At 31.8% G+C, this 20,126-nt stretch carries 20 protein-coding genes; 12 read left to right on the forward strand and 8 right to left on the reverse strand.

What is annotated here, in order from left to right; all coding sequences use genetic code 11:
• Positions 1–140: 140 nt before the first annotated feature.
• Together ACAM25_RS09750 and ACAM25_RS09755 are read left to right on the forward strand one after the other, a co-directional pair.
• Entirely contained in the window at positions 141–539 is a 399-nt protein-coding gene (locus tag ACAM25_RS09750; protein WP_369609538.1) for a nucleotidyltransferase family protein, read from the forward strand.
• A complete protein-coding gene (locus ACAM25_RS09755; protein ID WP_369609539.1) occupies positions 533–949 on the forward strand; it encodes a DUF86 domain-containing protein in 417 nt (138 codons plus the stop codon). Before ACAM25_RS09750 ends, ACAM25_RS09755 begins: the two co-directional genes overlap by 7 nt.
• Before the next feature lie 859 nt (positions 950–1,808).
• Here the strand turns inward: ACAM25_RS09755 and ACAM25_RS09760 are convergent.
• The 3 genes from ACAM25_RS09760 to ACAM25_RS09770 form a co-directional block, all read right to left on the reverse strand.
• On the reverse strand, positions 1,809–2,939 hold the full coding sequence (locus ACAM25_RS09760; RefSeq protein WP_369609540.1) for an arginine deiminase family protein: 1,131 nt from the start codon (positions 2,937–2,939) through the stop codon (positions 1,809–1,811).
• Positions 2,940–3,000: 61 nt separating this feature from the next.
• Positions 3,001–4,545, reverse strand: coding sequence for an APC family permease (locus ACAM25_RS09765; protein WP_369609541.1), 1,545 nt, complete (start codon positions 4,543–4,545; stop codon positions 3,001–3,003).
• Positions 4,546–4,771: 226 nt separating this feature from the next.
• Positions 4,772–5,752, reverse strand: coding sequence for a metallophosphoesterase (locus ACAM25_RS09770; protein WP_369609542.1), 981 nt, complete (start codon positions 5,750–5,752; stop codon positions 4,772–4,774).
• A 340-nt stretch (positions 5,753–6,092) separates the two neighbouring features.
• Between ACAM25_RS09770 and ACAM25_RS09775 the strand changes: the two genes are divergently transcribed.
• From ACAM25_RS09775 to ACAM25_RS09800, 6 genes are read left to right on the forward strand one after another with little or no spacing between them, the layout of a single operon-like run.
• Positions 6,093–6,752, forward strand: coding sequence for an urease subunit gamma (locus ACAM25_RS09775; RefSeq protein WP_369609543.1), 660 nt, complete (start codon positions 6,093–6,095; stop codon positions 6,750–6,752).
• On the forward strand, positions 6,749–8,422 hold the full coding sequence (ureC, locus tag ACAM25_RS09780; RefSeq protein WP_369609544.1) for an urease subunit alpha: 1,674 nt from the start codon (positions 6,749–6,751) through the stop codon (positions 8,420–8,422). Before ACAM25_RS09775 ends, ureC begins: the two co-directional genes overlap by 4 nt.
• An 11-nt stretch (positions 8,423–8,433) precedes the next feature.
• The gene (locus tag ACAM25_RS09785; RefSeq protein WP_369609545.1) at positions 8,434–8,913 is read left to right on the forward strand and encodes a hypothetical protein; all 480 of its coding nucleotides are present in this window, start codon (positions 8,434–8,436) and stop codon (positions 8,911–8,913) included.
• On the forward strand, positions 8,900–9,496 hold the full coding sequence (locus tag ACAM25_RS09790) for an urease accessory protein UreF (protein ID WP_369609546.1): 597 nt from the start codon (positions 8,900–8,902) through the stop codon (positions 9,494–9,496). Before ACAM25_RS09785 ends, ACAM25_RS09790 begins: the two co-directional genes overlap by 14 nt.
• Positions 9,493–10,122: an urease accessory protein UreG gene (ureG, locus tag ACAM25_RS09795; protein WP_369609547.1), complete on the forward strand. Its 630-nt coding sequence runs from the start codon at positions 9,493–9,495 to the stop codon at positions 10,120–10,122. Before ACAM25_RS09790 ends, ureG begins: the two co-directional genes overlap by 4 nt.
• Positions 10,100–10,696 carry an urease accessory protein UreD gene (locus ACAM25_RS09800; RefSeq protein WP_369609548.1) on the forward strand — a complete coding sequence of 199 codons (597 nt, stop codon included), beginning with the start codon at positions 10,100–10,102 and terminating at the stop codon, positions 10,694–10,696. The genes ureG and ACAM25_RS09800 overlap by 23 nt, the downstream gene beginning before the upstream one ends.
• Here ACAM25_RS09800 and cynS read toward each other — a convergent pair whose 3' ends face one another.
• The 4 genes from cynS to ACAM25_RS09820 all read right to left on the reverse strand — a co-directional run bounded on the left by cynS (position 10,697) and on the right by ACAM25_RS09820 (position 14,570).
• Positions 10,697–11,143 (reverse strand): cyanase, encoded by a 447-nt coding sequence (gene cynS, locus ACAM25_RS09805; RefSeq protein ID WP_369609549.1) that lies wholly within the window; start codon positions 11,141–11,143, stop codon positions 10,697–10,699. It lies immediately after the preceding gene.
• A 47-nt stretch (positions 11,144–11,190) separates the two neighbouring features.
• Complete coding sequence (locus ACAM25_RS09810) at positions 11,191–11,643, reverse strand: Lrp/AsnC family transcriptional regulator (protein WP_369609550.1); 453 nt, start codon at positions 11,641–11,643, stop codon at positions 11,191–11,193.
• Positions 11,644–11,993: 350 nt separating this feature from the next.
• On the reverse strand, positions 11,994–13,220 hold the full coding sequence (locus ACAM25_RS09815) for an MFS transporter (protein ID WP_369609551.1): 1,227 nt from the start codon (positions 13,218–13,220) through the stop codon (positions 11,994–11,996).
• A 24-nt stretch (positions 13,221–13,244) separates the two neighbouring features.
• Complete coding sequence (locus ACAM25_RS09820; RefSeq protein ID WP_369609552.1) at positions 13,245–14,570, reverse strand: aspartate aminotransferase family protein; 1,326 nt, start codon at positions 14,568–14,570, stop codon at positions 13,245–13,247.
• Positions 14,571–14,725: 155 nt separating this feature from the next.
• Here ACAM25_RS09820 and ACAM25_RS09825 point away from each other — a divergent pair, with 155 nt between their 5' ends.
• Positions 14,726–15,445 carry an FAD-binding oxidoreductase gene (locus ACAM25_RS09825; protein ID WP_369609553.1) on the forward strand — a complete coding sequence of 240 codons (720 nt, stop codon included), beginning with the start codon at positions 14,726–14,728 and terminating at the stop codon, positions 15,443–15,445.
• A 221-nt stretch (positions 15,446–15,666) separates the two neighbouring features.
• On the forward strand, positions 15,667–15,924 hold the full coding sequence (locus ACAM25_RS09830) for a hypothetical protein (protein WP_369609554.1): 258 nt from the start codon (positions 15,667–15,669) through the stop codon (positions 15,922–15,924).
• A 344-nt stretch (positions 15,925–16,268) separates the two neighbouring features.
• Here ACAM25_RS09830 and ACAM25_RS09835 read toward each other — a convergent pair whose 3' ends face one another.
• Entirely contained in the window at positions 16,269–16,928 is a 660-nt protein-coding gene (locus ACAM25_RS09835; protein WP_369609555.1) for a hypothetical protein, read from the reverse strand.
• Positions 16,929–17,153: 225 nt separating this feature from the next.
• On the opposite strand from ACAM25_RS09835, the gene ACAM25_RS09840 reads away from it, so the two are divergent.
• A complete protein-coding gene (locus ACAM25_RS09840; protein WP_369609556.1) occupies positions 17,154–18,758 on the forward strand; it encodes an APC family permease in 1,605 nt (534 codons plus the stop codon).
• Positions 18,759–18,880: 122 nt separating this feature from the next.
• Positions 18,881–20,062, forward strand: a complete 1,182-nt coding sequence (locus ACAM25_RS09845; RefSeq protein ID WP_369609557.1) for an MFS transporter — start codon at positions 18,881–18,883, stop codon at positions 20,060–20,062.
• Positions 20,063–20,126 lie beyond the last annotated feature (64 nt).

Raw genomic sequence — 20,126 nt, forward strand, 5'->3', positions numbered from 1 at the left:
TTATATATTCTTCACATCCCTTTCAGCTAACTCAATTCTCTTGAAATAGCAGAGAGTAACAGTTCCCCAACGTCAATAACCTTTTTAATCAGCTCTTCCATATAAAGATAAACTAATAATCTACCTTGATGATTTTATTTGTGTTTAAACTTTCAGAAGTTTACGACAAATTAAAGAAGTTTAATTGGAGTGATTATAACATTTATTATGCAGTTTTATTTGGTTCTCTCGCTAAGAAAGGCGAAGGGAATGATATTGATATCGCAGTTGAATTTAAAAATACAGACCTTGAAGCTTACACAAACCTCTTTATCTCTCTAACTGATTATTTACAGACAGAAAAAGTAGATTTAGTAATGGTTACTGACGATACAAGTTGTTATTTAGTTCATGAAATATTTAATGACTCTCTAATCCTCTATTTAGAGAATTACGATAGAATACATAGAAAGGCTTCAATTTGTGAGGATTTCCTTATTGACGCTAGAAAACTAAATTTAATAGATAATGCTGGAAAAGTCCTACTAAGAAAATGGTAGTTCTTGATAAACTTCTTTTAATCATTGAGGACATTGTTCAAAAGTTAGATGAATTAGTAAATGAAGGATATGATATAAACGATTGGAGAGACCAAATGGCAATTCTTCATGCCCTTCAAGTTGAAGCACAAGCAATGATCGACTTATGTGAGAGATTATTATCTAATATGGGAGAAACAAGTGAGGGATATAAGGATTCCATTAAGAAATTAAGAGAAAAGGGAATCTTAACGAGCGAAGAAGAAAAATTTTTGTTAAGTGTAATTGGATTTAGAAATATTGTAGTACATGAATATGCTGAGATAAACTTTGATTTCGTAGAAAAGATACTTTCAAGGAAGGACTATAAGAAGATTCTTGAAATAGCTATGAAAATTAAGGAGAGAGCTAAAGAATATTGGGATCCTTAACATTAAGCTAAAGTGAGCTCATTAATTAACTTTCTAATTTCTCGTAGAAGATTTTTCATATCTTTCTCTCTTTATAACATTCTTAACATATTTAATTAATCTTAACTGGCTGGTAACATTAAAGTTTTTTATGATCTACCTTGATTACAATAGGGAAAACAAATTATGAAAATTGAAAAGATAATTGTTTATTTAATATTCATTATAGTTTACCCAGCTTCATCATATTTATCAATCTATTTCTCTTAAGTATATTGAATCTGTACCAATTGTGACCAGGGGATATCCTCACAGCAATATTTCAAATAGACAAAGTATTAATGAAAAATATGTATCTAAAATAATGGAAAGTAACCATCAATTCAGCTATTTTTTATTTATATATAAGTTTCTGAAATAAAACATTTTTACTAATAACACTAGAAATTTTTATTCACGTTAATTTAGCTACCTTACTTAGTGACTTTTTAGGCTAACAAGAAAGAATTACGCATATTAGCAAGAAATTTAATAATATTAATCTGAACAGTTTATAGTTAAATAAAATTTTATCCATAGAACTTATTCTTTAATTGACTAATTAATTAGTTGTGCTAAGCCGACTTAAAGCTTTAGTTAGAAATTATTAAAAATAGAAAGCTATAGTAAAACCTGTAAAATCCTTATATATATTATCTTAGTTCGAAGTTTAATATAACGATATAACAATTCGAAATTACATTAGTTCATTGTTAGCTCTGAAAGCCCTAATTATATTTAGACCTTAATCTGCAATTTATCCTTATAAGAGTAGATTATTAAAGCTCCTATCGAGATAAACCAATAAAAAGGGACATAGATTTAAAAAGGAAATAAAGAGCTACACTTTTATCAAAGGCAATGTCATACACCTTGGCCCACTTCTTTCACCACCTTCTTTAATTATCTCATTACCCTTGAAAGTTATTACTTTAATTCCAACCTCGGCTAACAGTTTGTTAGTTATCCTATTATGCTCATAAGCTATTATCGTATTCTTATCTACAACTATTATATTACTAGCTAATAACCAATGTTCACGTTCTTCAGAATAATATTCTGCATTACCAATTGGTACGACTTTTAAATCCCTAGCTAGATAATCCTTTAACACTTCCCTTAAAGGTCTTTGATCTCTAACAGTCTCTCCACCCTTATAAATGAAAACTTTCATCTTGTCTAAATACGACTGATAATAAATTATAACGTCTTTTGCAGGTATACCCATTACAGTATCCAAATGACCAATTCCCTTATTAGGATGAAGCTCTGGAGTTTCCAATCGAACGAGTATAGCCTCATCTAATACTCCTTCAGCCTTAAGCTTTGGCAAAACATCATTAACTCCTAGTGCACTAGATCTAGTACCAAAACCCATTAATAGTTTCCCATAACCTATAGGCATAAAATCTCCACCCTCAAAATATCCTTTCTCAGCCTTAACTACTTTCTCCGGTTTCAGTATTTTTACGTAAACCTCTGGTTCTCTTCTTCTAGACTCCCATCTCATTTTACCTTGTACATATACATTTCCCATTACCATTCCAGGATCTCTGGTGAACATTATGTTTACTAATGGTTTTACACATAAGTCTTGAGGATCACCAACAATATAATTCCTTAAAATTCCTTTTTCTTTAGCCTCTGTAACTGTTAACCCAGAGATTAATATATCTGCTAATTCGTCTCTAGTTATAGAAGATGTATCTAATAAGCAGTCAGATACTAATAATTCTAGCAGTTCATCTTTACTTAATTTCTTTATTTCCTCCCTTAAATCTATAACCTCTGCACCAGCTTCCTTTAACTTTATTTTAAATTCATTATGCTCTCTCCTTAACTCTTCTAAGTCTGGGATTTCAGCATATTGTAATTCATATAATGTATATGGAGTTAATCTTTCTTTTTCCTTTGAAGGTGTAGCTACAGCTACCTTTTTGAGGGGTGAGAATTCGGCTTCTAATAAGACCATAATATAATATTTGAAAAGAAAAATAAATATCTTTCGGATATTAAAGGAAGAGGAAAAAGATTTACTCTGGAGGAATTTCTTTGAAAGTTAAGTTTATATCAATTCCTTCTTTGCTTAATCTATATTGTCTCATAACGTAATATATTACTATACCAGCAATAAACGGAGAAGCTATTAATGCCCAAGTCTCAGCATTCATTACAATTCCTAAGTATATAGTAGAGAAACCGAACCAGTAGTATGCATAAATGGAGAGCACTATAAGATCTATTATACTTAAAGCTAAAATTAGCTTTTGGTTACCAACAAGTTTCTGAACATCTTTCCTAAACACTGACACAATAGATGCGATAACGACAATAATGAAACCAAAGAGTAAAGCCATAGCATCAGCAGTATCCATACCATAGAAGAATGCAGAACTCAATGGGGTAACAGTAATTATTACTAAGCTAGAGATCGTTATTATCTCATCTATTAAGTGAGCAACAACTGGAGAGTGGAACTTCTCACTTACATAGGAAACTATTGTTGGTAATGCCTTATCAAAAGCAACAGCCATAAAATATCTAGAGACAAATAATGCCACAGCGAACATTATTGCAATATACCAGAAGTAAGAACTTATTACTAAGAATAAATCTAAAGGTAAATTATTTGTTGCTAATACCACATCATAAGTTGGATTTAATAAACTTGAAGCACCAGCAATTCCAGCTCCTATGAAGAATTTAGTTCCTAAACTGCTTAAGCTCATTCCTATGAAGTATGTTATTAATATGCCAGAAACAACTAAAGCCATCAAAACACCACGAGAAAATGCTTTACTACCACCTTTAACTTCTCCAGCAACAGATGTAGCACCATTAACAAAAGGTAAGAAAGATGCAGTAAATACCATTAATCCTATGGTAGCTAAACCTACGTTAGAAAATAATGGAGTAGCTTTGCTAGCCTCACTAACTATTTGAGAATAAGTATAACCAGATAAGGATATTACAGAAGGAGATACAGTAGTCATTAATGCCCCAGTTAATATGTAACTAACTAAAGCAATTATTGTAACTCCTCCCATAATGCTATTTACATATTTAGGTGCGAATATATTTAATAAGATAACAATTGTGAAAGTTACTGCACCTACTAATAGTATTTCTACTGGAGAGGATAGAAAAGAAGCTATAGATGAATACACACCACCATACTTAACTCCTAAAGCGGCAAAACCTACCTGAAGTTGCCCAACACTATCATAAACTATTGCAGCATCAAATATCATCTGTGAAATTCCAAAAACTAAACCAACACCTACACCTATAGCTGGATGAAGCGATCTGCTTGCAAAAACATAATCTGCAGCAGTCCTTTGATATGTTTGACTTATTTTAGTCCATAAAAAAGAGTGTGGAAGCAAAACTATCCAGCTTAGTAATGCTGCTAGTAAAGCTAAACCATTTGGTGAGACGTAAAGCCCAGATAAAAAAGAGACTGGAAGTACATAAAAAGCTATAAATCCCATTGATATGAACATGGCTGTTAACCAACTTATTTCCCTTACTAAACCAGAGGATTCCCTTGCGAATAATTTACTTTTTTCTTTCTCCATATGAGAATCTAACTTAAAACAGTATAAAAATATTCTTCATAACTATCATTGAAACTTTTCATTTTTAAAAAAGAAATTTTAAAACATGTTAAAAAGAGGAGGAAGAAAGTAGATGACAAATTATGATAACTTTTATCAATTTAAATAAAACTGATAAGACAAAAATAAAATTTGTATATCATAATTATCAATTGAAAGAGAAGAAAGCGTTTAAATAAATAAAAAATTATCCAGTTATGAACTGATGAGCTTTTATCTTATTTCCTTCAACTAATATGTAAAGACCATGAAATACGCCAGCCGAGTATTCACTTCCCGGATTAAATACTAGAGTCCCAGCCACTTTATCAAATGCTTTTGATTCATGTATATGCCCATGTACCCCCATAAGTGGTTTATATTCTTCAATTATTTTTCTAACACTTTGAGAACCCACATGTGTCATAACTATATCTCCTCCTTTTACGACTGGTTTCAAGTTTTTATCTAACAAAGGAGCATTATCTAAGTTAGTTCCATAGGGCGGAGCATGAGTATTTAATATCACTTTAGATGGATCAGAGACTTTGTTCATAATCTCTTTCAAATCTTTATAAATCTCTTCCTCATTTTTCTCCCTATAAGTATTCCAAGGGGTAGGATTAACATAACCATAAGATATCATTTCTAAATCCCCAATTGGTATAATAAATCCCTCAGTCCGTTTAAATATTGACTCTTCTGGAACTATATCAAACATGTACATAGGATCATCATTACCTAGGTTAAAGTATATTGGGATTTTAGTATCCTTATATCTTTCTTCAGCTAACTGTATCCATTCCTTTAATCTTTCTTGAATAGCATTCTTAAAAGCCTCATCTACTTTCCTCTTATCTTGAACCATCTCATCATATTCTTTTTTATCAACAATAACGTAATAATTGCCATTAGCCTTAATTTGTTTAATTACAGTCTCTAATCCTTCCTTACCAACTTGAGTACTATCAACCTCATATTTTCCATTTCCTATATCAATTATAGGAATTAAAGCCTTTCCGGCCAAATCACCACCTATTATCATAACATCTGCCTTTATCATCTTACCAACATTTAAAAACTTTCTAAAAGCAACATCCGATGCATGAAGATCGCTTGTAAACAAAATCTTTAATTGGCTTTTCTTATTATCAACTCCTTCTGGTTGCTTTCTCTTGAACAGACCCATACATAACAATCAATTATTGAAGTATATAAGTTTGAATTTAAATAATCGCCAGCTATAACCTATTAAGAGCTACAAACTTTACATTTTCTCATAATAATTAAAAATGATAGATTCCATTAATGTTCATCTATTCACTCTATTCATTAAACTATGTTTAAATTCTCTTCCTTAAATTTATCCAATTTTAATTCATTGAAAAAGTTTCATTATTAACGATTTAAAATTATCATTATATAACGTTCTTTGATCATTTTAGTATTTAAAAAAGTGAAAAGTGTTTATCATTTTACGAAAAAGATTTAAATATCAATTTACAATATTCACGTCTGTGATATGAAAAATGTTTCTAACGCCAAGGGAACAAGAAAAATTGCTAATTTCATGGGCAGCCGAATTAGCTAGAAGAAGAAGAGCAAAAGGTTTAAAACTTAATTACCCAGAAGCAATGGCAATTATAATTGATTATATTCTAGAAAAAGCCAGAGAAGGAGCTAAAATGGAGGATATAATAAAAGGAGCTCAAGAGTTATTAACAGAAGAAGATGTAATGGAAGGAGTACCAGAATTATTAGATATTGTTCAAGTAGAAGCAACTTTCCCGGACGGTACTAAATTAGTTACAGTAAGGAATCCGATAAAGAGTAATAAAAAAGTTCTCAACACGTACGTAATAAAAGAAGGAGAAATTGAGATAAAAGGAGACGAAATAGAACTTGAAGTAACAAACACTGGAGATAGACCAATACAAGTAGGATCTCACTTCCATTTCTTTGAAGTAAATAAAGCATTAAAGTTTGATAGGGAAAAAGCTTTTGGATATAGATTAGCGATACCAGCTGGCACAGCAGTTAGATTTGAACCTGGACAAACAAAAGTAGTTAGATTAAGGAAAATTGGAGGAGGAAGAAGAGTAGTAGGATTAAACGGTTTAACTGAAGGTTCTTTAGATCATAATAAAGATCAAGCTTTAAAAAGAGCTAAGGAGAGGGGTTTTGCTTGAAAATATCTAGGGAAAGGTATTTTGAACTTTATGGACCAACCGAAGGAGATAAGGTAAGACTAGGAGATACAAACTTATACATAACAATAGAGAAGGATTTGATAGCTAAAGGTGATGAATTAGTTTTTGGTGCTGGAAAAACAGCTAGAGATGGTTTAGGACTATTACCAAATGTGAAAGAAGAAGAAGCAATGGATGTAATTATAACCAATGTAATTATCTTAGACCCTCTCTTAGGGGTAATTAAAGCTGATATTGGTATAAAAGATAGTATAATCGTTGGAATAGGACACGGAGGAAATCCATTTACTATGGATGGGGTGGATTTTGTTTTAGGCTCTTCTACAGAGGTTATTTCTGGAGAGGGATTAATAGCAACACCAGGATTTATAGATACTCACATACACTGGGTTGCACCACAACAAATTTTTGACGCCTTATCAGCTGGATTCACAACTTTAATTGGAGGTGGTACTGGGCCAGCCGAAGGAACAAAAGCTGTTACAGCAACTCCGGGTAGTTGGAATTTAAAAATAGTTGCTGAAGGTCTAGATCCATTCCCGGTTAACTTTGCGTTAACAGCTAAGGCATCATCAAGTAGGATTACAATGGAGGAAGTAGTAAGGAATGGTGCCTCTGGATTTAAAATCCATGAAGATTGGGGTGCTATGCCAAGAGTAATAGATGAGACCTTGACAGTTGCTGATGAGTATGATGTACAAGTAACTATACATACTGATACTGCAAATGAAAGTGGTTATTTAGAAGATACATTAAATGCAATTAACGGCAGGACTATTCATGCCTATCATGTAGAAGGAGCTGGTGGTGGTCACGCCCCAGACATAATAAGAATATGTGCTGAGCCAAACGTTTTACCTTCATCGACTAATCCAACTAAACCTTATACAATTCACACTTATGAAGAACATTTAGAAATGTTAATGGCAGTTCATCATTTAAATCCCAAAGTGCCAGAGGATGTTGCTTATGCTGAGTCAAGAATAAGGGAAGAGACTATGATGGCTGAAGATTACTTGCATGATTTAGGAGCAATAAGTATGATGTCTTCAGACTCTCAAGCTATGGGAAGAGTTGGTGAAACTGGAATCAGGACATTTCAGCTTGCTCATAAAATGAAGGATTTAGGATTAATTCAAATGAGTGATAATGAAAGAGTCTTGCGCTATTTAGCTAAAATAACAATAAACCCAGCGATAACTCAAGGGATATCAGATTACGTTGGAACATTAGCCCCAGGTCATATTGCTGATATTGTATTGTGGGATCCAAGATTTTTCCCTGTAAAGCCTTACATGGTAATAAAAGGAGGGGCAATAGCTTGGGCATTGATGGGAGAAACTAACGCTTCAATAGCTTATGCACAACCAGTAGTTTACAAACCAATGTTTGGTTACTATTCAGCTAAAGAAGTTTCCTTCTTCTTCTCAGCAAAAGATGGAGTTGAGTCATTATCAAAAGTAGTTAAAAGGAGAGTTTTACCAGTTAAGAATACTAGACACCTCACTAAGAAAGATATGAAGTATAATGATGCTTTACCAAAAATTGAAGTTAACCCAGACACATATGAAGTTAAAATAAATGGAATAGTACCTAAAGTTCCACCTTCTAAATCGCTTCCTTTAACACAGTTATACTTCATGTTTTAGGTGAGATAAAAATGCAATTAGTAAAGAAATTAGGAAAAGAGGAAGAAGTAAAGGAGATAATTGAAAAAGCTAAAAAGATGGGAGTATTTAGAATAGTTGAAGTTAGTAATGAATGTTTAGAAAAACAAAGGTGTAGGGGTAAAAGTGATAAAGGTGAAGAAGTAATAATAAATATGAAAGGTGTTTTAATTTCGGATGGAGATGTATTTCAGGCAGATAACGGTTATATTGTACTTCTTAAAGAAAGAGAAGAAAAAACATTAGAGTTTGAAATTAACGATTACACTTCATTTCTCCTAGGTTATATTATAGGTAATTATCATATGAAAGTAATGGTTAAAGGAAATAAGGTTTATATACTGGCTGAGTTAGGAGAAGAGTACTTGACACAAAGGTTTAAGAACTTTAATCCAGTTGTGAAAAGAGTTAAGTTTAATCCAAATGTTGAAATGCCAGTACAACCTGTGGTGATAGATTTTGCTAACACCTAAAATTTTCCAAATATTTGACAGTGCCTTACCTATAGGTTCATTTAATTACTCTTACGGAGTTGAAGAAGCTTACATGAGAGGGTTTGAAATTAAATCATTTATTAAAGATATCTTCTTTAACGTTATATTAAAAGGTGATGTTGCAATAATAGACCTTGCCTATGAGAAACCAGAGGAAGCTGATGAAATAGTTTATGCCTCAAAATTACCTAAAGAGTTAAAAGAGGCTAGTATAAACATGGGGATCTCGTTAGCCAGATTAGAATTATGTGATGATGATTACATAGAAAAAGTTAACAGAGGGGAAGGGATAGGAACTTATCCAGTAATAATAGCTAGATGTTGCAAGGCTTTAGGGATTAAAGCTGAAGATTGCAAAGCTGGATTAGCATATGCAGAACTTTCCCAATTAGTTTTTAGTGCTGTAAGGTTAAGGGCAATTGACTTTATTGAAGGACAAAAACTCATTTCTGAAATCTTATCTGAATATAAAGATGAGAAAGATTTTTCTCCCTTTAGCCCAATCTTGGATATACTTTCCAAACTTCATGAAGAAAGGGAGCCAAAGGTGTTCATGTCATGATCAGGATCGGAGTTTTAGGTCCAGTTGGATCTGGTAAAACCACATTAATAGAATTTTTAACAGAATATTTAGTGAGGAAGGAGGGATTATCAGTAGGAATAATAACCAATGATGTAGTTTCCTCTCACGATGCGCTAAGAATATATCAAAACTTAGTTTTAAAACAAAGACTTATCCCTAAAGAAAACGTTATAGGAATTGTTACTGGTGGTTGTCCTCATACTGCAATAAGAGAAGATCCCTCAACAAACTTAAGGGCATTAGAGACTTTAATGAAGAGGACCAGTCTTGACGTTGTGTTTATAGAAAGTGGAGGAGATAACGTTATGTCAACTTTCAGTCCTTTGTTGGCAGATTATACAATCTTCGTCTTAGACACTGCGGCAGGAGATAAATATCCTGGAAAGGGAGGTTTAGGAATACAAGAAAGTGACTTATTAGTAATAAATAAGATAGATTTAGCTCCATTCGTAGGTGCAGATCTAGAGAAAATGAAAAAGGATGCTGAAAAGATAAGGAAAGATAAGCCTACAGTATTTGTGAGCCTAAAGACCGGTGATGGTTTAGACGATCTAATAAAAATCATAAGGAGTGAATTAGAGCTTGAGGGGCTTATTAGAAGTTAAAGGAGAGATTATAAGAAGGAAAGGTCCATTATCTTATCTTGAAACTAATGGGATTGGAATAATTACAAACCCTTCAGAAGTTTTAGCAAACGATGACGAAATAGAGATACTCATTGAAAAGGAGAGTGCAAAAATAACTGACCAAGCTTACACAAAAATTCTTTCTAAGAGTAACGTAAAGATAAATATTAAAATCTCTTCTCAAATCCTCTTTTACTTTCCTCACCCTGTAATCTTTTATGATAAAGCAAAAGCTAATATTTTAACTGAAATTGAAATTAGTAAACATGGTAAAATAGTTGAAGCTTACGTTTTGGGAAGAAAGTTTCATAAAGAGACTTTCAAAGATGGAGAAATAACTTCAGTTACAAAGATTTATTACAAAGGAAAATTGTTAATATACGACGTTTTTAAAGTGATAAACGAAAATTATAAAAGCAAAAACATTATGGGAAGTGAAGCTTTATTAACAGTTTACGAAATAAAGGATGGAGAATACGATTTTCAAAGATATAGTACTACTACGGAAAAAATAGATACCTTATGGAGGAGTCTTACTGGTATCTGGTTTTGATTACCATTTAGAATAATATAGCCATTTTCCATTAAAAGTCAAAACCATTCTTGGATAGTTATTTTCTATCACCTTGTCAACAAATATCTTCACATCTATCATGCTCATTATTCCGTCTCCGAAAATCTCGTGTGCGACATCTTTTATAACTGGACCATAAAGTAGTACTCCTTCATAAAGTCTATAAATAAAAGGGTCAGTTGGTGGCCATGGTTGTGCTGGAGTCCTCATAGGGGCATCTAATAATACTGGTTTCATTTCTTTAGGTAAATCCAGTAAACTAATTATTTTTTCTGCCTCCTCTTCTGTTGCTTGAGCATAGCCGTAAAGTAACATTGCTGAATATACTTTATCCCTTCCTAAATATTTCCCTATCTCCTCCCATGTTAACCCTTTTTCCCTTTTCTTCTTTAAAGCTATTTCCCTTAATTCTTTCTTATCTATCATTTAGATATAAATCGAGAAGGAAATATATAAACCTTTAACTAATCACGTTAAAAAATAACTATGTTGGGAGACTCCTTTATTATCTTAACTACGACTTGCGTAGATGTCCTTTCAACTTCTGGTATACTCATAACTTTCTCTAGAAATTTTTCCATAAATTCTTCTCTATTTTTATACCTAGCCATGACTATAAAATCGTTCTCTCCTAAGACAAAATAAACTCCCCAAACTCCCGGAATTTGAGCTAACTTATTACCTAATTCAACATGATAATTTTTTCCATACTTCGCTTTTACAGAAGATATAATTATATAGTCTAAGTTTAGAGAAGCTGGATCTATATGAGCATAATAACCCTTTATAATCCCTTCTCTTTCCATTTTCTTTATCCTATAAGCAACAGTAGATTTTGGAATTTTTAACTCTCTAGCTATTTCATCCAATGAATATTTTGCATCTGTTTGAAGTATCTTTAAAATCTTAAGATCAAACTCATCCATAAGTTATATATAACAAACAATATTATAAGCCTTAACTTAAACATTATCCAAGATCTTTAATAGATTATAATAAAAAGTCATAATTTGTCCATATTAAAAATAGTACAATGATTAACTTAAACGGTAAAATACCAGCTCCTATGATTTTAAAATAGCCTCTTTAAACTTGAGACTTAAAGTAAAAATTGTTAAACTAGCTGAAAAGAAGGATTTCTTATTCTTAAATACTATAAAGGAGAAGGAAAAGATAAGTATGTTTTTCGAAGAATCGAAGATTTAGTTTAATAATTGCAGTTAAGAATCTTAGGATGAACTTTCTTAATTTATATTGAAGAAAAAAGCTAATAATATTATTTGCTAATTATTTTCCTTTCCTTAACGTTAATCAATCCTATAAATGTGATAATTATCGTTACTATTGCAAAAACAGGATATAACACATAACTTATTGAGCCTAAAAAGTCAGAAACGTAACTAGCTGGACCACCAATAAAAGAATTACCGAACTGGTAACCAGAAGAGGAACCGGAGTACCTTACCTTTGTAGGAAACATTTCAGATAATAATGAAGCTAAAGGAGAATAGCCTAAACCATGAGCAACACCATAAGAAGCTATTAACCAAATTATAGCATCAGATTTTATGTAAAATGAGGGATAAAGTAAAACTAAGCCTAAGAGATTAGACACAAAGAGAAGAAGTTTAATACTCAAAAAGTCAGAAAGATAGCCACCAATAAATACAAACACTAAATCAAAGAACCCCATTAATATTGTTGCTAAAAACCCTTGCTGTGGCGTTATTACATTATGCTCTTCCATGACACTTGGGACTAAAATCGCACCAACATAGAATATAGTTCCCAGAGAACCAGCAAAAAATGTTCCTAAAATAACTTCTTTCCAATATGATTTAAATAGGTCTTTTGCGGGAAATTTCGAAATTTCGTTCCTTTTTAAAGCTTCTTGAAATTCTTTAGTCTCTTCAATTTTAAATCTAATGAATAGACCAACAGCAGTCATAAGAAATGATAAGAGAAATGGAATCCTCCAACCAACAGAATACATAAACGATGTTGTAGTTAAAGAAGAAATTATCAAAAAGACTAAACTACCTAATATTAAACCAATTCCAACAGTCGACTGAACGAAACTTACCCAAATCCTCTTTTCAGTATTTTCAGTAATTAAAAGTACTGCTCCTCCCCACTCTCCACCTAAACCAAAACCCAAAATTAGTCTTAAAATAACTAATAAAATAACAGTTACTATACCTAATTGAGCATAAGTAGGTAAAACACCAACTAGTCCAGATGAAATTCCAGATGCTAAAAGTGTAAATAGTAACATTGTCTTTCTTCCAATTTTATCGCCATAGTGACCAAAAACTAATGCACCTACTGGTCTAGTTACGAAACCTAATGCAAAAACTAAGAATGTATTTAATAAAGCTATAGTCTTATTGGTTGACGGAAAAAGTTCAGATGCAATGTAAATACTGCCAGTACCAAAAATGAAAATATCATACCATTCAATTATTGTCCCAATCATTGAAGCAAAAACTACTCCTCTTCTCATAACATAAAATATCAATAAAACTTTTTAAACGTTATTTAATATGTCTTTCAATATCTCTATTCCAGTAAACAATAATTTTTCTGGGATCGTTAATGGTGGCATTAATCTAATTACATTGTCCCACCTACCAGCCTTATAAACTAATAAACCTCTCTTCAAACTCTCCTCAATAGCCTTTTTGACACCCTCACTTAAGGGGTCCTTATTGCCCTTTACTAACTCAATACCAATCATAAAACCTAAACCCCTAATATCACCAACATGAGGATTGCTGATTTCCTCTTTCAACTCACTCAACACCTTCTCACCCAACCTTTGAACCCTTGAAAGAATATCAAACCTCTCAATGAATTCTAAAGTAGCTAAACCAGCTGCTAAACCTAAAGGATTACCCCTATAAGTTCCTAAATGAAAACCAATTGGTAGTTTATCAAAATCCTCCCTATAGGCAACCATTGATAATGGAATTCCCTCACCAATAGATTTGGAAATACAGACAATATCTGGAGTTATGCCTTCCCATTGATAAGCCCACATTTTCCCTGTCCTACCAACACCAGTCTGAACCTCGTCAACGATAAGAGGAATAGAATACTTATCAGCAATTTCCCTTAAGCCTTTAAGAAAACCTCTCGGTGGAATAACATAACCGCCCTCACCTTGGACGGGCTCTACTAATATACCAGCTACCTCACCACCTAAATAGGCTGGGTTTGATATTGCATAATCAATTAGAGAGAGTATATCATTAACGCAATCCTTAAAGGGACATCTGTAAGGATAAGGATAAGGAAATTTTGCGACAAAGGAATCGAAAATTGGATTAAATTCCTTAAACCTATTAGCACCAGTAAAACCTAAAGTGCCAGAAGTTATACCATGATAAGAGCCTTCAAAAGCTATTATAACTTTCCTCTTAGTAACCCACCTAGCTATCTTAACACCAGCTTCAACAGCATCAGCACCTGTAGTAGTAAAGAGAAGTTTTGCTTTAAACCCAAGTGTTGAGAGAAGTTTTTTAGCAAACATAACTCTAATTTCTGTAGGTATTTCAAGAGTATGCCAAACCTTATTTAGTTGCGTCTCTACATATTTCTTTATATAGGGATTATTATGACCAAGATTAACTACGGATATTCCAGTAACCATATCAATATAAACATTGCCATCAACATCAACTATTGTTGATCCCTGAGCTTTATCAATCGCTATTTTAAAATATTTAGGATAGTTTAGTGCTGATGTTTCGTACACTTCTTGTTGTTTTAAAATTGCTAATGATTTTGGGCCTGGAGGTGTAATTAAGATCTTAGGAGCATCTAATATACTGCCATCTAAATTATCTTCCATAATTTGATGTATTTCTTACTACTTATATTTCTTTTTCCTTTTACTTATTCTTACTATTAAATATGAAATAGATAACGCAAAAACTAAAACCACTATAGTAGCTATTAATTGAGGTAAAATCATAAATTTATATCCCTCTTCAGAGATATATAACTATGCTTTTTGACTATTTTGAAAAAGAAGGAATACTATATACTACTGAATACGAGATAGTTAAAGAAAAATCAAAAGACTGGAGTTTTACCTCACCAATTTTAAGAAAGATAAACAAAGTTGCAGATGCAGTAGTTTTTCCCAGAAGTGAAGAAGATATAATAAAAATTGTTGAGTTTGCAATTGAAAACCACATTCCTTTGATCCCAAGAGGTTCTGGCTATGGAACAGTTGGTGGTTTAATACCTTTAAAAGGTGGGATAATAGTAGATATGAGTGGATTATCCGGAATAATAGAAGAGGATGAAGATACAATAACAGTTTATTCTGGGACTAAGTTTTATGAAAAAGGTAAATTGATATTTAACCCTAGAGTTTACCCTACAATTTATCAAAAAGCAAGTATAGGTGGTTATTTCTCTGGGGGCTCTTGGGGAATAGGATCTTTTATGTTTGGTCCTAATTGGGATCAGGTTGTTGAAATTAAAATGGTAAATCCTAGAGCAAAAATAATAAGTCTAAAAGGTGGTGATATCAAAATTGCAGCACATGCAGAAGGAACTACAGGTATAGTCACTAGATTAAAAATTTTGAAGTTAAATGAAAGTTTTATACCACAGCTTTTACTTTTTGACACATTTTCTGAGGCAATTAAGTTTATACAAAAAATTTACGATACACTACCAGAAGTTTATCACATAACCTTAAGGTCACAGAAATAACTCACTTAACAAAGGAAATAACTGGTTTTGACACTGATAAGTGGAGTGTTTTAGTTGTTGCAAAAGAAAAATTCGATAACTCTATTGATGGTTCTATTCTGTGGAATAAAAGAAATGTTTTCTTCGCTGGCGTTTATGCAAACTTAACTTTAAAAATTAATAACCTCTATTATACCCAGTATCATATAGAAGTTAATAAGCTTGAGGAGACCTTAGCAAAGGTGAGAGAATACAACGTAATAACTGAGGCAGAGTTTGCGAATGATGGAAAGGCTCACACATATTTTATGGTATTCGACGAGAAAACTTTTTACAAAGTTGAATCAATCTTAGGCAAGACATCTTTTGATCTTCATTCCTTGCAAATAAATAAAAGATTAGAAAGACAGCATCTACAAAAAATCGTGATGTATAAAAAAGCATATGATAAGGAAGATTTGTTTAACCCTGGCAAAATTAATATAGAAAGACTTCTTTAAATATAGAATTTAACTCATTGTCTTTACTTAATTTTTTATATACCAATCTAATTACTTCTAATTTACATCGAGTTTTCAACTTAGAATTTTCATGTTGTAGCGTAATTTATACCAATTTTTCTTATTTATATGTAATTAATATTAGAAACTCTAATTGAATAATTGACAAAATAACAATAGATTACCATATGTAGTAACTACTAAGATTGTCTAGTTACTAGCAATTTAATAAATTACTTAAATATGCTTAATTTACTCACTAAAAGCAAACATTAATTTATGTAAAAAGTTATAGAAAGATAATTACATGTATTTAATTTTATAAATAATTAATTAAAATTTTATTATATTAATGTTAACGAATCAAAACCATTTTTCACATATTTAATTTTTCTTAATGCCATAAATAAACTAGCTAGATTTGTTGATATAACTGGTATCCCAAAAACTCTAGGTAATGTCTTCACAGCTTTATAAGTTATCAAATTACTTCCATAAATATATATTGCTTCAGAATCCTTACTTACTCTACTTTTAAGTAACGCTATTGATATAGTTTTGTAGTCAACATTTTTTAGCCCTATTTTATCATTAATATTTAGATAGGTATATCCTGTTACGCTAATACCGTTAACTGTAAGATATTCTACTTCTTCAAGTGCTCTCTCAACTGTATAAGGTGTGAAGAGCCAAATCTTACTTATCCCTAATTCCTTGAAAAGTTCTAACGCAGATTCTTCTGCCAAAACATAAGGTTTCTCAAACTGCTCAAGAACTTGCCTTATATCTGAAGAGATGTTATGGACCTCGTAATCTTCTTGATATACAAAAATGTCAACCAGCGATTCTAACTTAGAAGCTTCCTTGTATAACTCATCTTTTAAATTAGCTATTTTACTTATTCTAGCAGTATGAATCGCCAACCCTTTAGGTGCCATTTTCCAAAAATCATATTCACTGCCACCATCTATATCTGATATTAATAGTCCTATTCTTTTTAACATAAGTCTACATTTTAGTGAATAATTTAAAAACTTTTACCTAATGATAACTTAAAAATTTTCAATGCTAAGGTTGTAATTTATAACATTTTAATCACGAATAATAAAATAATTTTACAAAAAAGAAAGAAAGATAAAGATTAACTAAAATTTTAAGATACTATTGAGTAAACATTGTTTAATCAAAGCTATAAAACATTTTTTAATAAGTTTACTCACCCTTAATGTATGCAAGAAAAAAAGAAAGCTTTCGTTAGGGAATCCTCTGGACTAGTAAGAGAAATGGATGCCAAAGACGCATTCTCAATGAACTTCTCATACTTAGGACCAGCAGCTGGTGTTGCATATCCATTAAGTTTTGCCTCAACATTAATTGGGGCTAGTTGGATATTAGCTGGGTTTTTAGGAGCATTATTAATGTTACCAGTAGCAATAATGTATTACTTCCTTTCAAAATACATACCAAGATCTGCTGGTGACTATATATACATATCAAGAACATTAGGACCTAGAATTGGGTTTATTCAAGCACTATCAAATATATTCATTTTTGCTAGCGGTGTACCAATTTTAGCTCAGCTTGAATTACCATTAGTTGTAGAACCCTCATTACAAATTCTTGGAGTAACATTTCATGATTCTTCATTAATCTCATTTGCTAATAATTTCTCATTCAGTAATGAAACTTCCCCCGTATTCTTTGCAAGTACGCTTATAATTATTGCCTTAGTTACACTAGTAGTAATAGCTAGAACTAAATACTTTGCTAGAATCATAACCATCTTAACAGCCATCCAGATTTTAGGTACTATAGCAATGATTATAGGCTTAATAATAGTTGGCCCTTCCTACTCATCGATATTTACAAAAGTTTCTGGATCCTTTGGTGGTCCGTCCTACTCGCACTTAGAATCTCTATGTACAATACCTACTAGTGGAATTAATCCATTAACTACTATAGTATTAATGTCAGCAATAACATCATTTCTCTTTTTATATAATAATGCCCCAACTTATTTTAGTGGTGAAATAAAGAGAGCTGAAAAAGGTGGTTTATTTTATGGTATCATTGTCTCATATATCGTAACTGCTATTATGGCTTTAGCACTTCTTGCTGAATTACAAAACTTCATTGGTGAGAAGTTTTATGATTACACTTCCTTTAACGGTTGGGATTACTCAAATGGATCTGGAATTCCTATAGCAACAACATCAATATTAGCTTATGTATCTATCCCCTTCTTAAATAATCCAGCATTAATAATACTTTTCGTAGCCAGTGCAATTACCTGGTATATCTTGTATGCTATAATTAATTTAGCTATACCAACTAGAACATTATTTGCAATATCCTTTGATTGGTTAGCTCCCACATTTTTCACTAAAGTTCATGAGAAGTTCAGAACCCCTATTTATGCAACACTTTTCATTACCGGATTAAACGTAATTTTTGATATTCTTGAAATATATTTAGGTTTCAGTGAAAGCGCTATTACTACTGTAATTGTTTTCATGCTTTACCAATACTTCTTGGCTGCAATAGCTGCAGTAGTTATTGCCAAAAAGAAACTTTATGGGATAAATGACAACAGAATAGGAATACTTGGAATAATTTCAGCAATAGTACTCATTATTCCGGCTTTCTTCCTTATTTATTATGGTATAATATCTAGTAGCTTCGCATCATTAGTATTTCCTAATCTAACTCTTAATTTAGGAATAATAATTGGTGTACCAATAGTAGCTTTAGTATTATTTGAAGTAATAAGAAGAATAAGAGAGAAACAAGGAATAGACTTATCATTAACGTTCAGTGAAATACCACCAGAGTGAAACTAACTAAAGGCAAGCATAGTATATTTTGTCAATAATAAAATTCTAAATATATAGATTTTTCTCTTTTTTACGAATTTATAAGGATTAACTTTTTAAAATTAGAAAAGAGATTACTGATTATGAAAGATTATATACATGCAGTTACATCCTCTACATTAGCATGGGCAGGGAACATTTACGATTTAGTATTAATAACTTACACATACCCATTTCTTCACAAATTCTTTGGATTAACATACTTTGAACTCACATTGCTCTTTTCATTAGGTTTAATAGGTAGAGTTATAGGAGCATCAATTTTCGGAAAATTAGCTGATAAAAAGGGAAGGAAAATTGTTTCCTTAATTGGAACGGCTGGTTATAGTTCATTTCAGGCACTTTTCACATTCTCATCAGCATTTGTGTTGATGGCTTTATTTAGAACTATAGAGGGAATATTCATGGGTGCACAATGGACTGCTGGAACTGTATTAGCTGTTGAAAAAGCTCCTAAAGAGAAAATACAATTTGTTAACAGCATAGTTCAAGCTGGTTATGCATTAGGTTATGCATTAACTGGGGTAAGTTATTATTTCCTTTCTTCTTCCCTAAACTCAATAACTGGTTATTACATTTTCATGCTTACTGGTTCAATTCCTTTAGCTTTAGTCCCTTACATTTACTTTAAAGTTACTGAAAGTTTTAAGCCAGTTGCAAGACAAAAAGTGAGAGTTAGTGAATATAAGGACTATTTTATTAAAGCATCTTTAGCAATGTCCGGAATGTTTATAGCTTATTTATCAGTTTTTAGTATTTATCCAGATTTTGCTTATGCTGAGCATTTTCCACCATCATTTATAGGAATTTTAATGGCAATAGCTAACATAATTCAAGCTTTATCTTACATTTTCTTTGGAAGGATTTCAAGTTATGTAAGTCCCTTTAAATTAATTTACACGGGAATTATAGGATTGCTTATTGCAGTATTTTTAGCAATGCCGTTGTTTTCCTCCTTTTATATAATTCCATCAATGTCGGCTGGAGTATTTTTATATGCATTTTCAGTAGGTTTTTGGCCATTAATTTCTGGTATTGTAGCTAGTAGTGTGCCAACTGAAATTAGGGCATTCTTAACTGGGACTAGTTATAATATTGGTGCAGTATCTGGTGGTGTTATTTCAGCTATCATAGGGGAAATAATAGTTTTATACGGTATGGGAAGATTACCATATTTCGTTGATCTCATAAACTTTGCTTCTTTAGCTGTAGTTTTCATTTCAATGTATACTTGGCCTAGAAGAATAGCAGTAAAAGAAAGTTAAACTAAATGTGAGAATGACTCTTTCTTTGTTTTATGCTATATACTTATTGCCTTATATCTAAAGA

Source organism: Sulfurisphaera javensis (genome assembly GCF_041154675.1).
GTDB lineage: Archaea > Thermoproteota > Thermoprotei_A > Sulfolobales > Sulfolobaceae > Sulfurisphaera > Sulfurisphaera javensis.

Coding starts and splice junctions, on each gene's coding strand:
- ACAM25_RS09840 (WP_369609556.1), top strand. CDS start 17,154: ATGCAAGAAAAAAAGAAAGCTTTCGTTAGGGAATCCTCTGGACTAGTA.
- ACAM25_RS09825 (WP_369609553.1), top strand. CDS start 14,726: ATGCTTTTTGACTATTTTGAAAAAGAAGGAATACTATATACTACTGAA.
- ACAM25_RS09760 (WP_369609540.1), bottom strand. CDS start 2,939: ATGGTCTTATTAGAAGCCGAATTCTCACCCCTCAAAAAGGTAGCTGTA.
- ACAM25_RS09775 (WP_369609543.1), top strand. CDS start 6,093: ATGTTTCTAACGCCAAGGGAACAAGAAAAATTGCTAATTTCATGGGCA.
- ACAM25_RS09815 (WP_369609551.1), bottom strand. CDS start 13,220: ATGAGAAGAGGAGTAGTTTTTGCTTCAATGATTGGGACAATAATTGAA.
- ureG (WP_369609547.1), top strand. CDS start 9,493: ATGATCAGGATCGGAGTTTTAGGTCCAGTTGGATCTGGTAAAACCACA.
- ACAM25_RS09785 (WP_369609545.1), top strand. CDS start 8,434: ATGCAATTAGTAAAGAAATTAGGAAAAGAGGAAGAAGTAAAGGAGATA.
- ACAM25_RS09835 (WP_369609555.1), bottom strand. CDS start 16,928: ATGTTAAAAAGAATAGGACTATTAATATCAGATATAGATGGTGGCAGT.
- ACAM25_RS09755 (WP_369609539.1), top strand. CDS start 533: ATGGTAGTTCTTGATAAACTTCTTTTAATCATTGAGGACATTGTTCAA.
- ACAM25_RS09810 (WP_369609550.1), bottom strand. CDS start 11,643: ATGGATGAGTTTGATCTTAAGATTTTAAAGATACTTCAAACAGATGCA.
- ACAM25_RS09845 (WP_369609557.1), top strand. CDS start 18,881: ATGAAAGATTATATACATGCAGTTACATCCTCTACATTAGCATGGGCA.
- ACAM25_RS09770 (WP_369609542.1), bottom strand. CDS start 5,752: ATGGGTCTGTTCAAGAGAAAGCAACCAGAAGGAGTTGATAATAAGAAA.
- ACAM25_RS09820 (WP_369609552.1), bottom strand. CDS start 14,570: ATGGAAGATAATTTAGATGGCAGTATATTAGATGCTCCTAAGATCTTA.
- ACAM25_RS09765 (WP_369609541.1), bottom strand. CDS start 4,545: ATGGAGAAAGAAAAAAGTAAATTATTCGCAAGGGAATCCTCTGGTTTA.
- cynS (WP_369609549.1), bottom strand. CDS start 11,143: ATGATAGATAAGAAAGAATTAAGGGAAATAGCTTTAAAGAAGAAAAGG.